The organism is Nocardiopsis exhalans (genome assembly GCF_024134545.1).
In the GTDB taxonomy this organism is placed as follows: Bacteria; Actinomycetota; Actinomycetes; order Streptosporangiales; family Streptosporangiaceae; genus Nocardiopsis; species Nocardiopsis exhalans.
Genome location: NZ_CP099837.1, coordinates 5,084,213 through 5,100,085, shown reverse-complemented (window position 1 = coordinate 5,100,085; position 15,873 = coordinate 5,084,213). Strand labels below are relative to the sequence as shown.

15 protein-coding genes are annotated in these 15,873 nt (G+C 70.2%); 7 read left to right on the top strand and 8 right to left on the bottom strand.

The window, feature by feature from the left end:
- The first annotated feature begins 175 nt into the window (after positions 1-175).
- Positions 176-1,495 (top strand): PrsW family intramembrane metalloprotease, encoded by a 1,320-nt coding sequence (locus NE857_RS22590; protein WP_184365221.1) that lies wholly within the window; start codon positions 176-178, stop codon positions 1,493-1,495.
- On the opposite strand, the gene NE857_RS22585 is transcribed toward NE857_RS22590, so the two are convergent.
- Entirely contained in the window at positions 1,398-2,600 is a 1,203-nt protein-coding gene (locus tag NE857_RS22585; protein ID WP_254417564.1) for a COX15/CtaA family protein, read from the bottom strand. The two genes, NE857_RS22590 and NE857_RS22585, sit on opposite strands and share 98 nt — an antisense overlap.
- Positions 2,601-2,752: 152 nt before the next feature.
- The gene (locus NE857_RS22580) at positions 2,753-2,941 is read right to left on the bottom strand and encodes a hypothetical protein (RefSeq protein WP_184365219.1); all 189 of its coding nucleotides are present in this window, start codon (positions 2,939-2,941) and stop codon (positions 2,753-2,755) included.
- A gap of 414 nt (positions 2,942-3,355) precedes the next feature.
- Here NE857_RS22580 and NE857_RS22575 point away from each other — a divergent pair, with 414 nt between their 5' ends.
- Both NE857_RS22575 and NE857_RS22570 read left to right on the top strand, forming a co-directional pair.
- Entirely contained in the window at positions 3,356-3,763 is a 408-nt protein-coding gene (locus NE857_RS22575) for a MerR family transcriptional regulator (protein WP_246420284.1), read from the top strand.
- A 561-nt stretch (positions 3,764-4,324) separates the two neighbouring features.
- The gene (locus NE857_RS22570) at positions 4,325-5,824 is read left to right on the top strand and encodes a SulP family inorganic anion transporter (RefSeq protein WP_184371955.1); all 1,500 of its coding nucleotides are present in this window, start codon (positions 4,325-4,327) and stop codon (positions 5,822-5,824) included.
- Positions 5,825-5,962: 138 nt separating this feature from the next.
- On the opposite strand, the gene NE857_RS22565 is transcribed toward NE857_RS22570, so the two are convergent.
- On the bottom strand, positions 5,963-6,910 hold the full coding sequence (locus NE857_RS22565; protein WP_184365218.1) for an EamA family transporter: 948 nt from the start codon (positions 6,908-6,910) through the stop codon (positions 5,963-5,965).
- 6 nt (positions 6,911-6,916) lie between these two features.
- A complete protein-coding gene (locus NE857_RS22560; protein WP_254417563.1) occupies positions 6,917-7,303 on the bottom strand; it encodes a hypothetical protein in 387 nt (128 codons plus the stop codon).
- A 198-nt stretch (positions 7,304-7,501) separates the two neighbouring features.
- On the opposite strand from NE857_RS22560, the gene NE857_RS22555 reads away from it, so the two are divergent.
- Together NE857_RS22555 and NE857_RS22550 are read left to right on the top strand one after the other, a co-directional pair.
- Positions 7,502-8,230 (top strand): RICIN domain-containing protein, encoded by a 729-nt coding sequence (locus NE857_RS22555; protein ID WP_184365216.1) that lies wholly within the window; start codon positions 7,502-7,504, stop codon positions 8,228-8,230.
- A 207-nt stretch (positions 8,231-8,437) separates the two neighbouring features.
- Positions 8,438-9,763 carry an MFS transporter gene (locus NE857_RS22550; RefSeq protein ID WP_254417562.1) on the top strand — a complete coding sequence of 442 codons (1,326 nt, stop codon included), beginning with the start codon at positions 8,438-8,440 and terminating at the stop codon, positions 9,761-9,763.
- On the opposite strand, the gene NE857_RS22545 is transcribed toward NE857_RS22550, so the two are convergent.
- The 4 genes from NE857_RS22545 to NE857_RS22530 form a co-directional block, all read right to left on the bottom strand.
- Positions 9,705-10,508: an inositol monophosphatase family protein gene (locus NE857_RS22545; protein ID WP_254417561.1), complete on the bottom strand. Its 804-nt coding sequence runs from the start codon at positions 10,506-10,508 to the stop codon at positions 9,705-9,707. The genes NE857_RS22550 and NE857_RS22545 overlap by 59 nt on opposite strands.
- Before the next feature lie 38 nt (positions 10,509-10,546).
- The gene (locus tag NE857_RS22540; RefSeq protein WP_254417560.1) at positions 10,547-11,347 is read right to left on the bottom strand and encodes an inositol monophosphatase family protein; all 801 of its coding nucleotides are present in this window, start codon (positions 11,345-11,347) and stop codon (positions 10,547-10,549) included.
- A gap of 62 nt (positions 11,348-11,409) precedes the next feature.
- Positions 11,410-12,246: an ABC transporter permease gene (locus NE857_RS22535; protein WP_254417559.1), complete on the bottom strand. Its 837-nt coding sequence runs from the start codon at positions 12,244-12,246 to the stop codon at positions 11,410-11,412.
- A complete protein-coding gene (locus NE857_RS22530) occupies positions 12,246-13,184 on the bottom strand; it encodes an ABC transporter ATP-binding protein (RefSeq protein WP_254417558.1) in 939 nt (312 codons plus the stop codon). The genes NE857_RS22535 and NE857_RS22530 overlap by 1 nt, the downstream gene beginning before the upstream one ends.
- A 464-nt stretch (positions 13,185-13,648) precedes the next feature.
- Between NE857_RS22530 and NE857_RS22525 the strand changes: the two genes are divergently transcribed.
- Both NE857_RS22525 and sufB read left to right on the top strand, forming a co-directional pair.
- Positions 13,649-14,440 (top strand): helix-turn-helix transcriptional regulator, encoded by a 792-nt coding sequence (locus NE857_RS22525; protein WP_425572209.1) that lies wholly within the window; start codon positions 13,649-13,651, stop codon positions 14,438-14,440.
- A 19-nt stretch (positions 14,441-14,459) separates the two neighbouring features.
- Positions 14,460-15,872, top strand: coding sequence for a Fe-S cluster assembly protein SufB (sufB, locus tag NE857_RS22520; RefSeq protein ID WP_017582567.1), 1,413 nt, complete (start codon positions 14,460-14,462; stop codon positions 15,870-15,872).
- Position 15,873: the final 1 nt, after the last annotated feature.

Genomic DNA, 15,873 nt, shown 5'->3' with positions numbered 1-15,873 from the left:
CGGGCGACACATCAGATTCTCGCGCACCGGCCCCGGCCGGGACAGGGAGTCAGCGAAGCTCCCGCGCGTCGCCGAAACCGCGGCTCACACCCCGCGGCCACCACGGCTCCGGTAGCGCCGCGACCACGACCGCGGGCGCTGCCGCAGGCCCGCTGAACCGCTACGATCTGTGCTCATGCCCCGACTCGACAGCAAGGCGATCCTGCAAGGACGCCGCTCCCGCTACTCCCTGACCCTCATCCTGGGCACCACCGTCAGCGTGGTGTGCATGCTCGGCATGCTCGGGTACCTGTGGCTGCTGGCGATCGCCGGGGGAACGGCGGCCGGGATCGACGGGGCGACGGGCTTCTTCGTCAGCGTGGTCACCGCGATCATCCCGGTCGCCATCCTCGTGCCGCTCATCCTGATGCTCGACCGCCTCGAACCCGAACCCGGCTGGGTGCTGTTCTTCGCCTTCGTCTGGGGCGCCGGGGTGGCGGTCCTCGCCTCGTTCCTGCTCAACAGCTGGGGGCTGGCCTACCTCACGGAACCGGTGTTCGGTGACGGCGTGGCCGACTTCCTGAGTACGTCGCTGGTGGCACCGGTGGTGGAGGAGAGCGCCAAGGGCATGGTCCTGCTCATCCTGCTGTGGCGGCGCCGCCACGAGATCGACACCTTCACCGACGGTGTGGTCTACGCCGGAATGGTGGCGACCGGCTTCGCCTTCACCGAGAACATCCTCTACTTCCTCAGTGCCTTCTTCGACGGCACGCTCGTCGCCACCTTCGCCATCCGAGGGCTGATCGCGCCGTTCGGCCACCCGCTCTACACCGCGATGATCGGCCTCGGGGTGGCCTACGCCGCCATGCGCACCGGCCGCTTCCGGTTCCTGGCGCCGTTCGGCGGTTGGGTGGCGGCGGTCCTGCTGCACGGTATGTGGAACGCGTCCACCTACTACGGCTGGACCGGCCTGGGCGTGGCCTACCTGGTGCTGTTCGTGGTGCTGCTCGGCATCCTGGCGATCGCGGCCCGGGACCGCCGCAGCCAGGTGGCGGCGATCGACCGCTACCTGCCGCCCTACATCTCCACGGGCCTGGTCACCCCGGCCGACATCACCATGCTCAGTTCGATGACGGCCAGGCGCCAGGCCCGCGAGTGGGCCTCACGCAACGCGGGCACGAGGGGTCGCGCCGCGATGAAGGACTACCAGCTGGCCGCGACCGAGCTCGCGCTCCTGCACCAGAAGCTCGACGCGGGTGTGTCCCGGGAGAACTGGAAGGTCAACCGGGACTCGTTCCTGGCGTTGATGCACGTGGCCCGGGACACCTTCCTCGGGCGCCTGCCCCAGCCGGTGACCCCTGGCTGGGCGGAGAACCCCACCGACTCGGGCTTCATGCGCCGAGCCGACTTCGCGCACGTCATCGCCCAGGCGAGGTCTCAGCAGGCCCAGATTCAGCAGACCCAGCGGAGGGCTCCGCGGAACTACGTTCCCCGCCACGGTCAGCCGCCGAAGTGAGCTCCGCCCCCGGCTCGTCACCGGGTTCGGTACCGGTCTCCTCGCCGGGCTTGTCACCGCCGGGGACCAGGCGCGTGGTGGCGAAGTACAGGCGGGCGATCGCGATCCAGGTGAGCGCGGAGCCGAGCACGTGCAGCACCACGAGGGCCTCGGGCAGTTCCAGCGCGTCCTGGGTGTAGCCCAGGACCCCCTGGAGGAGTACGAGCACCAGCAGCGCCGCACTGCTGGTGCGCACGATCCGGGAGGCGCCGCCGCGGAAGGCGATGACGGCAGCCAGGACGCTGCCCGCCAGGGTGAGCCAGGCCAGCACCGAGTGCACCTGGGTAATCGCGGGCAGGTCCAGGTTCCATCGCGGGGCCGCGGCGTCACCGCCGTGCGGTCCGGTGCCGGTGACCACGGTCCCGGCGACCAGGAGCAGGAAGCCCACCACGACCAGTCCGATGCTCACCGCGTGCAGCATGGGCCCCACGGCCAGTTGGGGCTTGCCCTCGGGCTCCTGGAGGCGTACGTACAGCGCCACGGTGATGAAGACCATCACCATGGACAGCAGGAAGTGGGTGGCCACCGCGGCCGGGTGCAGGTTGCTCCAGACGGTGATGCCGCCGACCACGGCCTGACCCATGACACCGAACGGGATGATCGCCGCCATGACGAAGAGGTCGCGTCGGCGCGGGATCATGCGGGCGACGGCGATGAGCGTGATCACGCCGACCGCCAGGACCAGGAAGGTCAGCGTGCGGTTGCCGAACTCGATGGCGGCGTTGAAGGCGGCGTGCCCGGTGTCGATCGGTACGAAGCTGTCCGGGGTGCACTGCGGCCACTCGGAGCATCCCAGGCCCGAGGAGGTGACTCGCACGGTCGCGCCGGTGACGGCGATCCCGGCGTTGACGGCGATGTTGCCCAGCGCCCAGACGCGCAGCGACTTCTGGGTCGGGTTCCAGATACTGCGGGCCAGCAGGACCAGGGCCAGGACGCCCACGGCGGCCAGGGCGATCTGCCAACCCCAGAAGGGGACGCCGAGGAGCACGATGTCCTCGAATTCGTCCGCAGCGAGCGGTGAGAGAGCGTGGGTGACCGTCGCCGCGGAGGTCGGGGATGCAAACATACGACAGACTGTAGTACACGCGCGGCCGTTCCCTGACGCGCCCCTGCCACACGTCGCCACCTGCGAGGACGACACCCGCTCCGAACGCGGGAGGGGTCCCGGAGCGCGCTCCGGGACCCCCTCGGCCGGGCCGTTCGGCCAGGCTGCTCTTCCTACCAGCCGCTGTTCTGCGCGATGCACTGGTTGAGCAGGTTCAGGTTGAGGTTGAGCAGACCGAGGGACTGCTGCTCCTGGACACACTGCTGGTAGACCGACGTGCCGGCGGAAGCGGCCCCGGCCCCCAGCCCGAGCAGGCTGGCGGTGAAGAACAGGGTCAGGGCGAGCTTGGCGGCGATACGCATGGGTGTTCCCTTCGAATGCGAGTGCTCAGGAATGGGTCGGCCGTCCCGCAGGCAACGATTGCCTGACCCGGGCGGGGGGAAACGCGACCCGCGCGAGGTTTGCCCGCCCTGTGGCGTTGTGCTGCCCAGCTGATGGTCGGGGAGGCGGAGCCATGGTGTCCCGTTGTCCAGTCCCGTTCGCTCCTTGGTCCGGTCGCGGACCGGGGCGCGCAGGAACCCACCTTCAACCTTCACCTCCCTCGAAGTTCGGCCCGCGTTCTCGCGCAGGAACCCCCTGTCCCTCTCGGCGTGGACCGCCGCACGTGGCATGCCATCCTTCAGGTGCGGGAGCGCACTAACATTGCGCCTTCGGCTGCCAAACACCACGCGAACGATCCCGACGTCTGTGTGGAGTCAATGAGAAGGGGTGCCTCGATGCCCGAACCGGGCCACATGCAGATCGGTGAGGTGGCCGAACGTACTGGCCTGTCCCTGAGGACCATCCGCTACTACGGTGAGGTCGGTCTGGTCGAACCCTCGGCTCGATCGCGTGGGGGCTTTCGTCTCTACACCCAGGAGGACGTGGACCGGCTCAACCTCATCAAGCGGATGAAGCCGTTGGAGTTCAGCCTGGAGGAGACCCGCGAACTGCTGGAGACCTTCGACCGGCTGGGAGCTGCGCAGACCCCGGCCCAAGACCGGGAAGCCCTGAGCGAGCGGCTCGACGCCTTCGAAGCGGCTGTCGTCGCCCGTTGTCACGCCCTGCGGAAGCAGCTTGCCATGGCCGAGGAGTTCGCCGGGCGACTGCGTGAGCAACGAGCCAGGGCCAACACCCCCGTCTGAGGCCCGGTACCCGTCAGGAGCGGCCGTCACGACGCTGTTACCGGTCATGGGAGGGCAGGATGCGCAGGTCATCCGGGAGGCGGAGAGGTAGCGGATCCTCGTGCTCGCCGCCCGCGCCAGCGCTGGCGACGGTAAGCCGAAGCTGACCGGGGATTCTGCTCTGCGCGCCGTCGCGACCTCCTGCGCAGGCGGTTCCAGGTCCGGGTGTTCTGCCTTGCTGGGCCGCCTGGGTACGGCGGCCTCCGCTGCCTGTGATGGTTGTCTCAGTCGCTCTGCGTGATTCCAACCCTCACGTAACTGTAAGTTTGGCTCGGGTTGGTCCCGTGCACCGAGCCCGAACCTCCGCATGCCTCCCGGCTCGCCTTCGGGGACGAAACCGGGCACGCGGCGACGAAGCCGCGCTCCGGGGCACCATCGGTGCCGCACCGCAGACCCGGGTGCCCCGCCGCGGCCCCGCGCCGGGTTCAGCGGCGCCCCCGCGCCGTCGCCGTACCTCCTGACGTGAACAACGCATCTCCTGACGTGAACAACGCGGTCCTCGACGCGGGCTGCCCGGACCAGATGGGTTCCATGAGTCTGTTGAAGACCCGCCGAGGGTCGCTGAAGTCCAAGATCCCCAGCGCGGCCCAGATCCGCGCTGACGTCATGGCCGGACTGGTCGTGGCCCTGGCGCTGATCCCCGAGGCGATCGCCTTCTCCCTGATCGCCGGTGTCGACCCCCGGGTGGGCCTGTACGCCTCCTTCGTCATGGCCGTGTCCATCGCCTTCCTGGGCGGGCGTCCGGCGATGATCTCCGCCGCCACCGGTGCCATGGCCCTGGTGGCCGCGCCCCTGTCCATCGAGTACGGGGTCGACTACCTCATCGCGGCCACCCTCATGGCCGGTGTGATCCAGATCGTTCTGGGCCTGCTGGGCGTGTCCAAGCTGATGCGGTTCGTACCGCCCAGCGTGATGACCGGGTTCATCAACGCCCTGGCCATCCTCATCTTCCTGGCCCAACTGCCGCACCTGGCCGGGGTCGGAGTGCCCATCTACGCGATGGTCGCGATCGGGCTGGCCATCATCTTCGGCCTGCCGCTGATCACCAAGGCCGTGCCTGCCCCGCTGGTGGCCATCGTCGTGCTGACGGTCGGCGCGCTCGCGATGGGCATCCCCGCGCGCACCGTGGGCGACATGGGCGAGCTGCCCGACACGTTCCCGGTCCCGCTGATCCCGAACGTGCCGGTCAACGCCGAGACCTTCCTGCTGATCCTGCCCTACGCCATCACCCTGGCGCTGGTGGGGCTGATGGAGTCGCTGATGACCGCCAAGGTCGTCGACGACCAGACCGAGACCAGCTCTAACCACGCCCGTGAGGCCCGCGGGCAGGGCATCGCCAACATCCTGGTCGGCTGCTTCGGCGGTATGGCCGGCTGCGCGATGATCGGCCAGACCATGATCAACATCAAGTCCGGTGCCCGCACCCGGATCTCGACCTTCCTGGCCGGGGTTTTCCTGCTCATCCTGTGCGTGGGACTGGGCGACATCGTCGGGATGATCCCGATCGCCGCACTGGTGGCGGTCATGTTCTTCGTGGCGATCGTGACCTTCGACTGGCACAGCATCGCGCCCAAGACGGTCAAGCGCATGCCCTGGACCGAGACCCTGGTCATGGTCGTCACCGTGGCCGTGGTGGTCTGGACCCACAACCTGGCCCTGGGCGTGATCGTGGGTGTGATCGTGTCGATGGTGCTCTTCGCCCGCAAGGCCGCCATGCAGGCCGACGTGACCAGTGTCCTGGACCCCGAGGGCGGTACCCGGGTGTACTCGGTCAACGGTGAGGTCTTCTTCGCCTCCACCGGTGAGCTGGTGCAGCGCTTCGACTACGCCGAGGAAGGGCTGAGCAAGGTCGTGGTGGACATGGCCGGGGCCCACGTGTGGGACTCCTCGGCGGTGGCCGCGCTGGACCAGGTCTCGGAGCACTTCCGCAGGCACGGCGTGCAGGTGGAGATCACCGGCCTCAACGAGCCCAGCGAGCGCCTGCACAAGGAGCTGACGGGCAGCACGGCCGGCGGTCACTGAACCTCGGGAAACAGGAGCGGGGCCGCCGGATGTGCTACTCCGGCGGTCCCGCCGTCTTGAGACGCCCACTGAAGCGACCGGAGCGGGTAGGGTGCCGCGCGGGCCAGTACCCGCTCCACCTGTCGCCGAGGGTGTACCTCAGCCCTCCGGGCCCGCGCCCGTACGCCCCTGGTGGCCGACGCCGTCCTGTGCTCGAAGGCGCTCCTCGCGTTTGGCCGCGCCGCGGGTCGCGCCCGCGCTCGCGGTGATCACACAGGCCACCGCAAACCACTGCCACAGGGTCAACAGCTCGCCCAGCAGCACCAGCCCCACCATGGCGGCGGCCGCGGGCTGGAGGCTCATCAGCACTCCGAACACCCTCGGCGGCATCCGGCGCAGCGCGTTCAGTTCCAGCGTGTAGGGCACCACGGAGGAGAGCACGCCCACGGCCAGGCCGAACAGCAGCAGCCGCCAGTCCAGCAGGGCCGCACCGCCCTCGGCGATCCCGGCCGGAGCCATCACCACCACGCCCACCACGCTGGCGATGGCCAGACCGGAGGCCCCGCTGAACCGCTGCCCGGTGGCGGCGCTCAACAGGATGTACCCGGCCCAGGCGACGGCGGCCAGTACGGCGAACAGCACGCCCACCGGGTCGAGTTCAGCGAATTCCACGCCCAGCGCGACCACGCCGAGCCCGGCCAGTCCGGCCCACAGCAGGTCGATGCGGCGGCGCGAACCGAGGATCGCGATGGCCAGCGGCCCCAGGTACTCGATGGTCACCGCGATACCGAGCGGGATGCGCGCGAAGGCCTGGTAGATGAAGTAGTTCATCGAGGCCAGGGCGAGGCCGTAGCCGATGACCACCATCCAGTCGGCGCGGCTGCGGGCCTTCAGCGCGGGCCGTACCAGCAGGACCAGGAGCACCGCCGAGGTGACCAGGCGCAGCCACACCACCGCGGCCGGGGGCAGGGCGTCGAACAGGTTCTTGGCCACGCCCGCGCCGGTCTGCACGGAGACGATGCTGACCATCACCAGCCAGACCGGGGGCAGGGACCCCAACGCGGCGCTGGGGGAGAGGGTGCTCGTCGAGCCGGTCCGGGATCTCATGATCAGTCATCCTACGTTTTGTGGCGCCCTCTCCGTCTCGCCGCTGTCCGCCTCGCCCCCGTCGCCCCGGTCGCCGGGAACGGCCACCTCGATCTTCGGCTGGGACACCAGCGCCAGCAGGAGCAACAGCCAGGCAACTGCCACCACACCCGGCTGCAGCAGCGTCATGACCAAGCCGATCACCGTCAGGTCGGCCTGCCCGGTGAGGACCTGCGCACCGATCCACAGGAAGGGCAGCGCCGCCGCGAACAGGTTCACCGCCAGCGCGGCCCAGGCCAGTCCGGAGCGGGCGGGCCGCCGCCAGAGCAGGAGAGCCCCGCCCGCCACGAACAGGAACAGGGGCGGGCCGAGATAGCGCACGACGATGAACCAGGGCACTCCGATGGTTTCCATGGCGGCACAGCCTATCGAGAGCGCTCGCGGCCGGACCCACGGGGAAGGCTCCGGGAAACGCCCCGGGAAACAGGGAGGTGCTCAGAGAACAAGGGCCCTCAGGAAACCCCGAACGTGCGATAAGCATGGCAAGTGGTGTGAAATGGTGCGAGTCCTTAGTCCCACGGAAGCCCCGTCCCCCACAGGAGAGCCCCCGCCATGTCCCGGTCCCGACGCAGAGCCCCGCGAGCCGCCGCCACGGAGTCGTACGTTCCCCGGTGGCCGGTCCTGGCCGGTGCGACCGCCCTGGTCCTGGTAGTAGGTCTCGGCGGGTACGTCGCGGGGGTGCTCGTCGCCGAGACCGAGGCCGAGCCCGAGGAGATGACCGTGGTCTCGGGCATCCTCGTCCAGCCCCCGGGCGCCCCCGAGGAGGAACCGGAACCCGAGGAGCCCGAGGAGCCCGAGGAGGAAGAGGAGACCCATCCCGCCGAGCTCGACCCCGAGCTGACCTACGTCCTCCAGAACGTGCACGGCGACCGGGTCGCCGACGTCGCCGGCGGCTCCGACCAGAACGGCGCCCACATCCACCTGTGGGACCGTCACGACGAGGGCCACCAGCAGTGGCGGTTCGTCCACGTGGAAGACGACTTCTACGAGATCGTCGGGGTGGGCAGCGGCAAACTGCTGGAGATCCCCGCCGACGAGGAGGCCCAACCCGGTTCGGCGCTGCTCACCAGGACCGGCCAGCACAACCAGCACTGGCGGGTGGTGGAGCTCGGCCCGGGCCACGTCCGCCTGCTCAACCGCGCCACCGGCCAGGCCCTGGAGGGCCAGGGCGGCGGACCCGACAACGGCACCCTGGTCGCCCAGGGCGAGGACGGCGGCCACGCCCACCAGCAGTGGCGCCTGATCCCACTGGACGCGGAAGCCGCCGAAGAGGACGAGTAGCCGGAGGAACCACAAGCGCGAGGGTGACGCCCGGGGAGGCGAGGGATGACACCCGCCGCCCCGCTGCTACCCTCGCTCGCATGTTCTCCCCCTGTGCGTAGAGCGACGCCCCCGACCGCGGCCAGGCCCTGAGCCCCGCGGTCCTTCGGCGTCCACGCACATCCGCGGCGTTGACCACGCGCGCCGCCCTCCTGACGGAGAACACCCATGCCCTCGCCCGACCGGGCGCCGACCTACCGTGCCGTCCTGCGCGTCACGGGGGTCCCCCGTTTCCTCACCCCCGCCATGCTGGGCCGCCTGTCCTACGGGATGGTCTCGCTCGCCCTGATCCTGGCCGTCGTCCACACCACCGGCTCCTACGCCCGCGTCGGGCTGGTGATGGGCCTGTTCGGCCTCACCGTCGCGGTCCTGTCGCCGCTGCGGGCCTTGCTGATCGACCGCCACGGCCTGCTGCGGGCCCTCCTCCCGATGGCCCTCCTGCACGCGTCGGCCCTGCTGGGTCTGGCCGCCGCCTCCTGGAACCCCGGGGCGCATCTCGGGTCCCTGGTCGCCCTGGCCTCGGTCGCCGGGGCCTGCGCGCCCCCGCTCGGACCGGTCACCCGCAGCGTGTGGAGCCACCTCATCACCGACCGCGAACTCCTCCAACGGGCCTACAGCCTGGACACCGTCACCGAGGAGCTCATCTTCTTCACCGGGCCACTGCTCCTGGGCGCCCTGATGTGGGTGTGGCCGCCCTCCGCAGGGCTGGCGCTCGGCGCGGTCCTGGTCGTGTCCGGGACCGTCGGCCTGGTGACCTCGGCCGCCGCCCGCTCCATGGCCGCCGCCCGCACCGGGACCGGTTCCGCCACCGAACCCGCTCCGAAACCTGATCCGGGCGGGGGGCGGGCGCACGACCCGCACCCGACCGCGCGCGGGGGCTTCCTGTCCGCCGTCGCGATCTCCGGCGCCGCCGGTCTCACCCTGGGCTCGGCCGTACTGCTGAACGTCGCCTTCGCCGAGCAGCGGGGCGCGGTCGAGGCCGTCGTCCTGGTGGAGTCCGCCCAGACCGCGGGTAGCGCCCTTGGCGGGCTGGCCTACGGCGCCGTCGCCTGGCGGACCGGCACCCGCACCAGGCTGGCGCTGCTCGGGCTGGCACTGGGCGGGGGCGTGGCCGCGGCCGCCCTGGTGTCCGGGGTCCCGGTCCTGGTGGCGCTGCTGTTCGTGATCGGGGTGTTCGGCGCGCCCCTGCTCACCACCGCCTACCTGCTCGCCGACGAGTCGGTGGCCCCCGGTTACCGGACCCGGGCCGGAAACTGGGTGAACACCGCCTACAACGCGGGTTCGACGGTGGGCGGCGCGGGCGTGGGCCTGTTCCTCACCGTCGCCCCGCCGAGCGCGGGCTACCCCCTGATCGGTGCGGTGCTCGTACTGGTGGCCGTGACCGTACTGCTCACCGCGAGGCGCACCACCACACCCCGGTTCAGGAGGTCAGTACTCAGGACGGCAACAGGAGGGAGCGCACCGTCCGCCACGACGTCTCGTCGGCGGCGTTGAGCAGGCCGACCCGGTCGTCGTCGGGCCGGTAGGGGTCGCCTTCCAGGCGGAGGGCGGCCCCGCCCGCCTCGCTCAGCAGCAGCCCGCCGGGGGCGTGGTCCCAGGGCAGCGTGCGGTTGAACAGCACGAAGTCCAGCTCGCCCTCGGCCAGCCGGGGATAGTCCACCCCGGCGCAGTACGCGCCCGCGCCCACCTCGGCGAACTCCGGGGTCACCGCGGTCACGTGTTCGCGCTGTCTGGGCGACAGGAATCGGGAGAGCACGGCTCCGCGCATCCGGGCCGGTTCGGCGGGCGCGGGTTCGCGGCGCAGGCGGGTCCCGTCGCGCCAGGCACCCGACCCCAGTTCGGCGGTGTAGACGGTGCCCTCGGTGGGGCGCAGGATCCAGGAGGCGACGGTCCGCCCTTCCCGGACCAGGGCCGCCATGACCGCGAACTCCCGCTCGCCCCGGGTGAAGTTCTTGGTGCCGTCCACGGGGTCGACCAGCCAGGCCGCGGGTTCGTTCCGCAGGGCCCGGACCAGCTCGGGGTCGGCGGCGGTCGCCTCCTCACCCACCACGGGGACGTCGAGCAGATCCCGCAGGCGCGGACTGATGATGGCCTCGGCCTCGCGGTCGGCGACGGTGACGATCTCCCCGGGTGACTTCTCCGAGACCTCGTCCTCGCGCAGGGTCTGGAAGTGGGGGAGGACCGCGGTGTCGGCGGCCTCGCGGAGGATCTCGGTCACCGCGTCGAAATCGATCGTCATGAACGACAGCGTAGAGACCCGGCCGCCGTGATCCGCGCTCAGGGCAGCAGCAGTGAACGTGCTCTGTCCCATGTCCGCTGGTCCGCGGCGTCCAGCAGGAGTCGTTCGTCCTGGTCAGGCCGGTAGGGGATGCCCTCGGGCCGGAGGCTGAGCCCGCCCGCCTCGCTCAGCAGCAGCCCGCCGGGGGCGTGGTCCCAGGGCATGGGTTGGGAGAACAGCATGAAGTCCAGACCGCCCTCCGCGAGCCGCGGGTAGTCCACCCCCGCACATCCGGCGCCCCCGCCCAGTTCGGCGAACTCGGCGGCCACGGCCTCCACCCGATCGCGCTCGGCGGGGGAGAAGAAGCGGCGCTGGACCGCGCCCCGCAGCTCGCTCGTCTTCTCGGGCGCGGGTTCGCGGTGCAGGCGGGTCCCGTCGCGCCAGGCGCCCGATCCCAGCTCGGCGGTGTAGACGGTGCCCTCGATCGGGTGCAGGATCCAGGAGGCCACGGCCCGACCTTCGCGGACCAGGGCCGCCATGACCGCGAACGCGGTGCTGCCCCGGGTGAAGTTCTTGGTGCCGTCCACGGGGTCGACCAGCCAGGCCGCGGGTTCGTTCCGCAGGGCTCTGACCAGGTCGGGGGTGGCTGAGGCGGCCTCCTCGCCTACCACGGGCACGTCGAGGAGATCCCGTAACCGCAGACCGATGATGGCCTCGGCCTCGCGGTCGGCGACGGTGACGATCTCCCCGGGCGACTTCTCCGAGACCTCGTCCTCGCGCAGGGTCTGGAATCGGGGGAGGACCGCGGTGTCGGCGGCCTCGCGGAGAATCTCGGTCACCGCGTCGATGTCGATCGTCATGACCGACACCCTAGACCTGAGCGGTGACGCCGTATCTTAGCGGTCACCGCGGACCCGGGCGGTCACTCCCAGCGGAACAGGCGGGAGGCCAGGAAACCGCAGACCACCGTCCACACGGCCAGTACCACGAAGACGCCAGGGCCCGGCAGGGTGCCGTAGGCGAGCACGTCGCGCAGGCCCGAGCTGAGCGCGGTGATCGGCAGGAGCGACACCGCCTGCTCCATCGGCCCCGGGAAACTGCTGGTGGGGAACAGGACCCCGCCCAGGCCGAGCATCAGCACGTACACCAGGTTGGCCCCGGCCAGGGTCGCCTCGGCGCGCAGGGTGCCCGCCATCAGCAGCGCCAGCGAACTGAACGCCGCGGTGGCCAGCAGAACCAGAGCGAGCACCGCGAGCACACCGGCCGGTTCCAGCGACGGCGACCAGCCCAGGAGGAGCGCCACCGCGCACAGCACCGCCACCTGGATGGCCTGCACCCCCAGCACGGCGAGGGTCTTGGCGGCGAGCAGCCCGAACCGGGACAGCGGGGTCGCGCCCAGGCGCTTGAGCACCCCGTAACGCCGCTCGAACCCGGTGCCGATGGCCAGGCCGGTGAAGGAGGTGGACATGATCGCCAGGGCCAGGACACCGGGCGTCAGCGCGTCCACGCGTGCGCCCTCGCCCACGTCCAGGACGTTGACGAGGCTGAATCCCACCAGGAGCAGGACGGGGATGACCATGGTGAGCAGGAACTGCTCGCCGTGGCGCAGCATGACCCGCAGTTCCATCCGGGCCTGGGCGGCGATCATGCGCCACATCGGGGCGGCGCCGGGCGCCGGGATGAACAGGCTCGCGTCGAGGGCGGGTGTCGGGGCGTCGGTGACGGCCGCGCGGGCCGTCCCGGAGGTGTGCTCGGTCATCAGTCGCGCAGTTCCCGGCCTGTGGTTTCGAGGAAGACGTCTTCGAGGGTACGCCGCCGCACGCGCAGGTCCTCCGCCAGCACACCGGAGGAGGCGCACCAGGCGGTGACGGTGGCCAGGAACTCCGGGCCCAGGGCGTCGGGCTCGTCGGCGGCGACGGCGTACTCGTGCCGCCCGCCCGCGGCGGTGGCCAGTACGCGGCTCCCGGCCGGCAGAGCCGCTTCCAGGGCCTCGGCGTCCAGCGGGACGTCGGTGTTGAAGCGGACCTCGCGGCGGCCCTGGGTGAGTTCGGCGGGGGTGCCCTCGACCACCACGGAACCGCGGTCGATGATGACCACGTGGTCGGCGAGCCGCTCGGCCTCCTCCATGTAGTGCGTGGTCAGGATCACCGCCACGCCCGCCTCGCGCAGGGCCGAGACCAGGTCCCATGCGGCCATGCGCGCCTGCGGGTCCAGTCCGGCGGTGGGCTCGTCGAGGAAGACCAGTTCGGGGCGGCCGATCACGGCGCAGGCCAGGGACAGGCGTTGCTGCTGGCCGCCGGACAGGCGGCGGAAGGGGGTCTGCGCGGCGGAGGCCAGGCCCAGGCGGTCCAGGAGGACGTCGGGGTCGATCGGGCTGGCGTGGAAGGACGCCATCAGCCGGAGCCACTCGGCGGTCCGGGCCCCCGTCGGCACACCGCCGGACTGCGGCATGACGCCCACACGGGGCTTGAGCTCGGTGGCGTCGGAGACCGGGTCGAGCCCCAGGACCCGCACCTTTCCGCCGTCCGCGTGGCGGAAGCCCTCGCAGATCTCGATGATGCTGGTCTTGCCCGCGCCGTTGGGGCCGAGCAGGGCGGTCACCGCGCCGCGGCGCGCGGTGAACGTGAGGCCGGTGACGGCCGTGGTGGCGCCGTAGCGCTTGACCAGGTCGACGACCTCGACGGCGGGTGTGTCCATGGGGCCTGAGTTTACGTGCGCCGCGGTGCCGGGCTTCACCGCCCCGCCTCAACGCGGACAGTCGTGTTCGTGTGTGGACCGAACGTCCTGATCCGGATGAGGCGGAACACGGGGGTTCTTTTTTCTCCGGCGGTGGAAGAATGGTGCGCCGTGTCTGGTTGTGATCGGGTGGCGCACGGTTGCCGGAGGTGCGCGGTTCCGTTCGGATTCCGGTCCGCCGCGCCCGAGCCGTATCAGCGTTGCCTCCGTGGGTTCCTCCAACGGAATGGCCGAATGGTGGTACGTCCATCCCACTGGCTGAGAACTCGAAAAAGGTTCGGGCAGCCGTAAAACGGTTCTCCTGTGTCACATCCAGATGAAGGCCCAGGTTAGGCAAGCCTGACCTTCGTGACGAAGCGCATGAATCCGGGTTTGCCATGGTGGACTTATTTAGGACACACTGATGTTGTCTAAACCAGGAGCCGATGGACGAACGGGAGGGGGTCGCCGTGACTGACGTGTCGAGCGCACCCCGACCCCTGAGCGGGCCCGACCACGGAACCCGTGCCCGCGTCGCCCGCCTCATCCTGGAGAAGGGCCCGATCACCGCGTCCTCCCTGGGAGAGCGGCTCGGACTCACCCCGGCGGCCATCCGCCGCCACCTCGACAACCTGACCAGCGAGGGCATGGTCGAAGCCCGCGACGCACGGCCCACGCACGGCCGCCGTCGCCGGGGTCGCCCCGCCCGCGTCTTCGCCATCACCGAAGCCGGGCGTGACGCCTTCGTCCACGCCTATGACGACCTCGCCTCCAACGCCCTGCGCTTCCTTGCGCGGACCGCTGGTCCCGAGGCCGTCAGCGAATTCGCGCAGAGTCAGGTAGCCGACCTGGAGCGGCGCTACAAGCCCCTGCTGGACGCCGTTCCCCAGGAACAGCGGGTCCGGTTGCTGGCCGAGGCGCTCTCCAACGACGGCTACGCCGCCACCGCGGGCCAGGCGCCCGCACCCGGAGGCGGCGACCAGCTGTGCCAACACCACTGCCCCGTCGCGCACGTGGCCGCCGAGTTCCCGCAACTCTGTGAGGCCGAGATCGAGGCCTTCGCGCGGCTTCTGGGCACCCCGGTGCGCAGGTTGGCCACCATCGCCCACGGCGACGGTGTGTGCACCACGCACGTCACCCCACGGGGGGACGGGGCGAGCGGGGAGGACGGCACCCCCGCGTCCATGAAGGCCATCCGCCAGCGGGCGGGCGGCTCAGTTCACCAAAAGGACGTCTGAGTCCAGGAGGAGTCCGCGCATGACTTCTGTCGCGCACCCCGAGCTCGAAGGGCTCGGAACATACGAGTACGGCTGGGCCGACTCCGACGCCGCTGGGGCCACGGCCCGCCGCGGTATCAACGAAGACGTTGTTCGGGACATCTCGGACAAGAAGAGCGAGCCGGAGTGGATGACCAAGCTCCGCCTCAAGTCGCTGAAGCTCTTCGACAAGAAGCCCATGCCCGACTGGGGCGCGGACCTGTCCAAGATCGACTTCGACAACATCAAGTACTTCGTGCGGTCCACGGAGAAGCAGGCCACCTCCTGGGAGGACCTGCCCGAGGACATCAAGAACACCTACGACCGCCTGGGCATCCCCGAGGCGGAGAAGCAGCGCCTGGTCTCCGGCGTCGCCGCCCAGTACGAGTCCGAGGTCGTCTACCACCAGATCCGTGAGGACCTGGAGGAGCAGGGTGTCATCTTCCTGGACACCGACACGGCTCTCAAGGAGCACCCGGAGATCTTCGAGGAGTACTTCGGCTCCGTCATCCCGGCCGGTGACAACAAGTTCTCCGCGCTGAACACCGCCGTGTGGAGTGGTGGATCCTTCATCTACGTTCCCAAGAACGTGCACGTGGAGATCCCGCTCCAGGCCTACTTCCGGATCAACACCGAGAACATGGGCCAGTTCGAGCGGACGCTGATCATCGTCGACGAGGGCGCCTACGTCCACTACGTCGAAGGTTGCACCGCGCCGATCTACAAGTCGGACTCGCTGCACTCCGCGGTCGTCGAGATCATCGTCAAGAAGAACGCGCGCTGCCGTTACACGACCATCCAGAACTGGTCGAACAACGTCTTCAACCTGGTCACCAAGCGCGCCATCGCCGAAGAGGGCGCGACCATGGAGTGGGTCGACGGCAACATCGGCTCCCAGGTCACCATGAAGTACCCGGCCGTCTACCTGATGGGCGAGCACGCCAAGGGTGAGACCCTGTCCATCGCCTTCGCGGGCGAGGGCCAGCACCAGGACACCGGCGCCAAGATGGTGCACTGCGCGCCCAACACCTCTTCCAAGGTCGTCTCCAAGTCGGTGGCGCGCGGCGGCGGCCGCTCCTCCTACCGCGGCCTGATCCAGGTCCAGGAGGGCGCGCACAGCGCCAAGTCCTCGGTCGAGTGTGACGCGCTGCTGATCGACACGATCAGCCGCTCGGACACCTACCCCTACAACGACCTGCGCGAGGACGACACCGAGCTCGCGCACGAGGCCACCGTCTCCAAGGTCAGCGAGGACCAGCTCTTCTACCTGATGAGCCGGGGGATGGGCGAAGAAGAGGCCATGGCCATGGTCGTTCGAGGTTTTGTGGAGCCCATCGCACGGGAGCTCCCGATGGAGTACGCACTGGAGCTCAACCGTCTGATCGAGCTCCAGATGGAAGGATCGGTGGGATAAG

What these genes read in the sequence shown, in the direction of transcription:
- NE857_RS22580 (WP_184365219.1), bottom strand. Translation starts at nt 2,941, where the DNA reads ATGCGTATCGCCGCCAAGCTCGCCCTGACCCTGTTCTTCACCGCCAGC.
- NE857_RS22560 (WP_254417563.1), bottom strand. Translation starts at nt 7,303, where the DNA reads ATGGAAACCATCGGAGTGCCCTGGTTCATCGTCGTGCGCTATCTCGGC.
- NE857_RS22550 (WP_254417562.1), top strand. Translation starts at nt 8,438, where the DNA reads ATGCCCTCGCCCGACCGGGCGCCGACCTACCGTGCCGTCCTGCGCGTC.
- NE857_RS22565 (WP_184365218.1), bottom strand. Translation starts at nt 6,910, where the DNA reads ATGAGATCCCGGACCGGCTCGACGAGCACCCTCTCCCCCAGCGCCGCG.
- NE857_RS22540 (WP_254417560.1), bottom strand. Translation starts at nt 11,347, where the DNA reads ATGACGATCGACATCGACGCGGTGACCGAGATTCTCCGCGAGGCCGCC.
- NE857_RS22530 (WP_254417558.1), bottom strand. Translation starts at nt 13,184, where the DNA reads ATGGACACACCCGCCGTCGAGGTCGTCGACCTGGTCAAGCGCTACGGC.
- NE857_RS22585 (WP_254417564.1), bottom strand. Translation starts at nt 2,600, where the DNA reads ATGTTTGCATCCCCGACCTCCGCGGCGACGGTCACCCACGCTCTCTCA.
- NE857_RS22525 (WP_425572209.1), top strand. Translation starts at nt 13,649, where the DNA reads ATGGACGAACGGGAGGGGGTCGCCGTGACTGACGTGTCGAGCGCACCC.
- NE857_RS22570 (WP_184371955.1), top strand. Translation starts at nt 4,325, where the DNA reads ATGGGTTCCATGAGTCTGTTGAAGACCCGCCGAGGGTCGCTGAAGTCC.
- NE857_RS22590 (WP_184365221.1), top strand. Translation starts at nt 176, where the DNA reads ATGCCCCGACTCGACAGCAAGGCGATCCTGCAAGGACGCCGCTCCCGC.
- NE857_RS22545 (WP_254417561.1), bottom strand. Translation starts at nt 10,508, where the DNA reads ATGACGATCGATTTCGACGCGGTGACCGAGATCCTCCGCGAGGCCGCC.
- NE857_RS22575 (WP_246420284.1), top strand. Translation starts at nt 3,356, where the DNA reads ATGCCCGAACCGGGCCACATGCAGATCGGTGAGGTGGCCGAACGTACT.
- NE857_RS22535 (WP_254417559.1), bottom strand. Translation starts at nt 12,246, where the DNA reads ATGACCGAGCACACCTCCGGGACGGCCCGCGCGGCCGTCACCGACGCC.
- NE857_RS22555 (WP_184365216.1), top strand. Translation starts at nt 7,502, where the DNA reads ATGTCCCGGTCCCGACGCAGAGCCCCGCGAGCCGCCGCCACGGAGTCG.
- sufB (WP_017582567.1), top strand. Translation starts at nt 14,460, where the DNA reads ATGACTTCTGTCGCGCACCCCGAGCTCGAAGGGCTCGGAACATACGAG.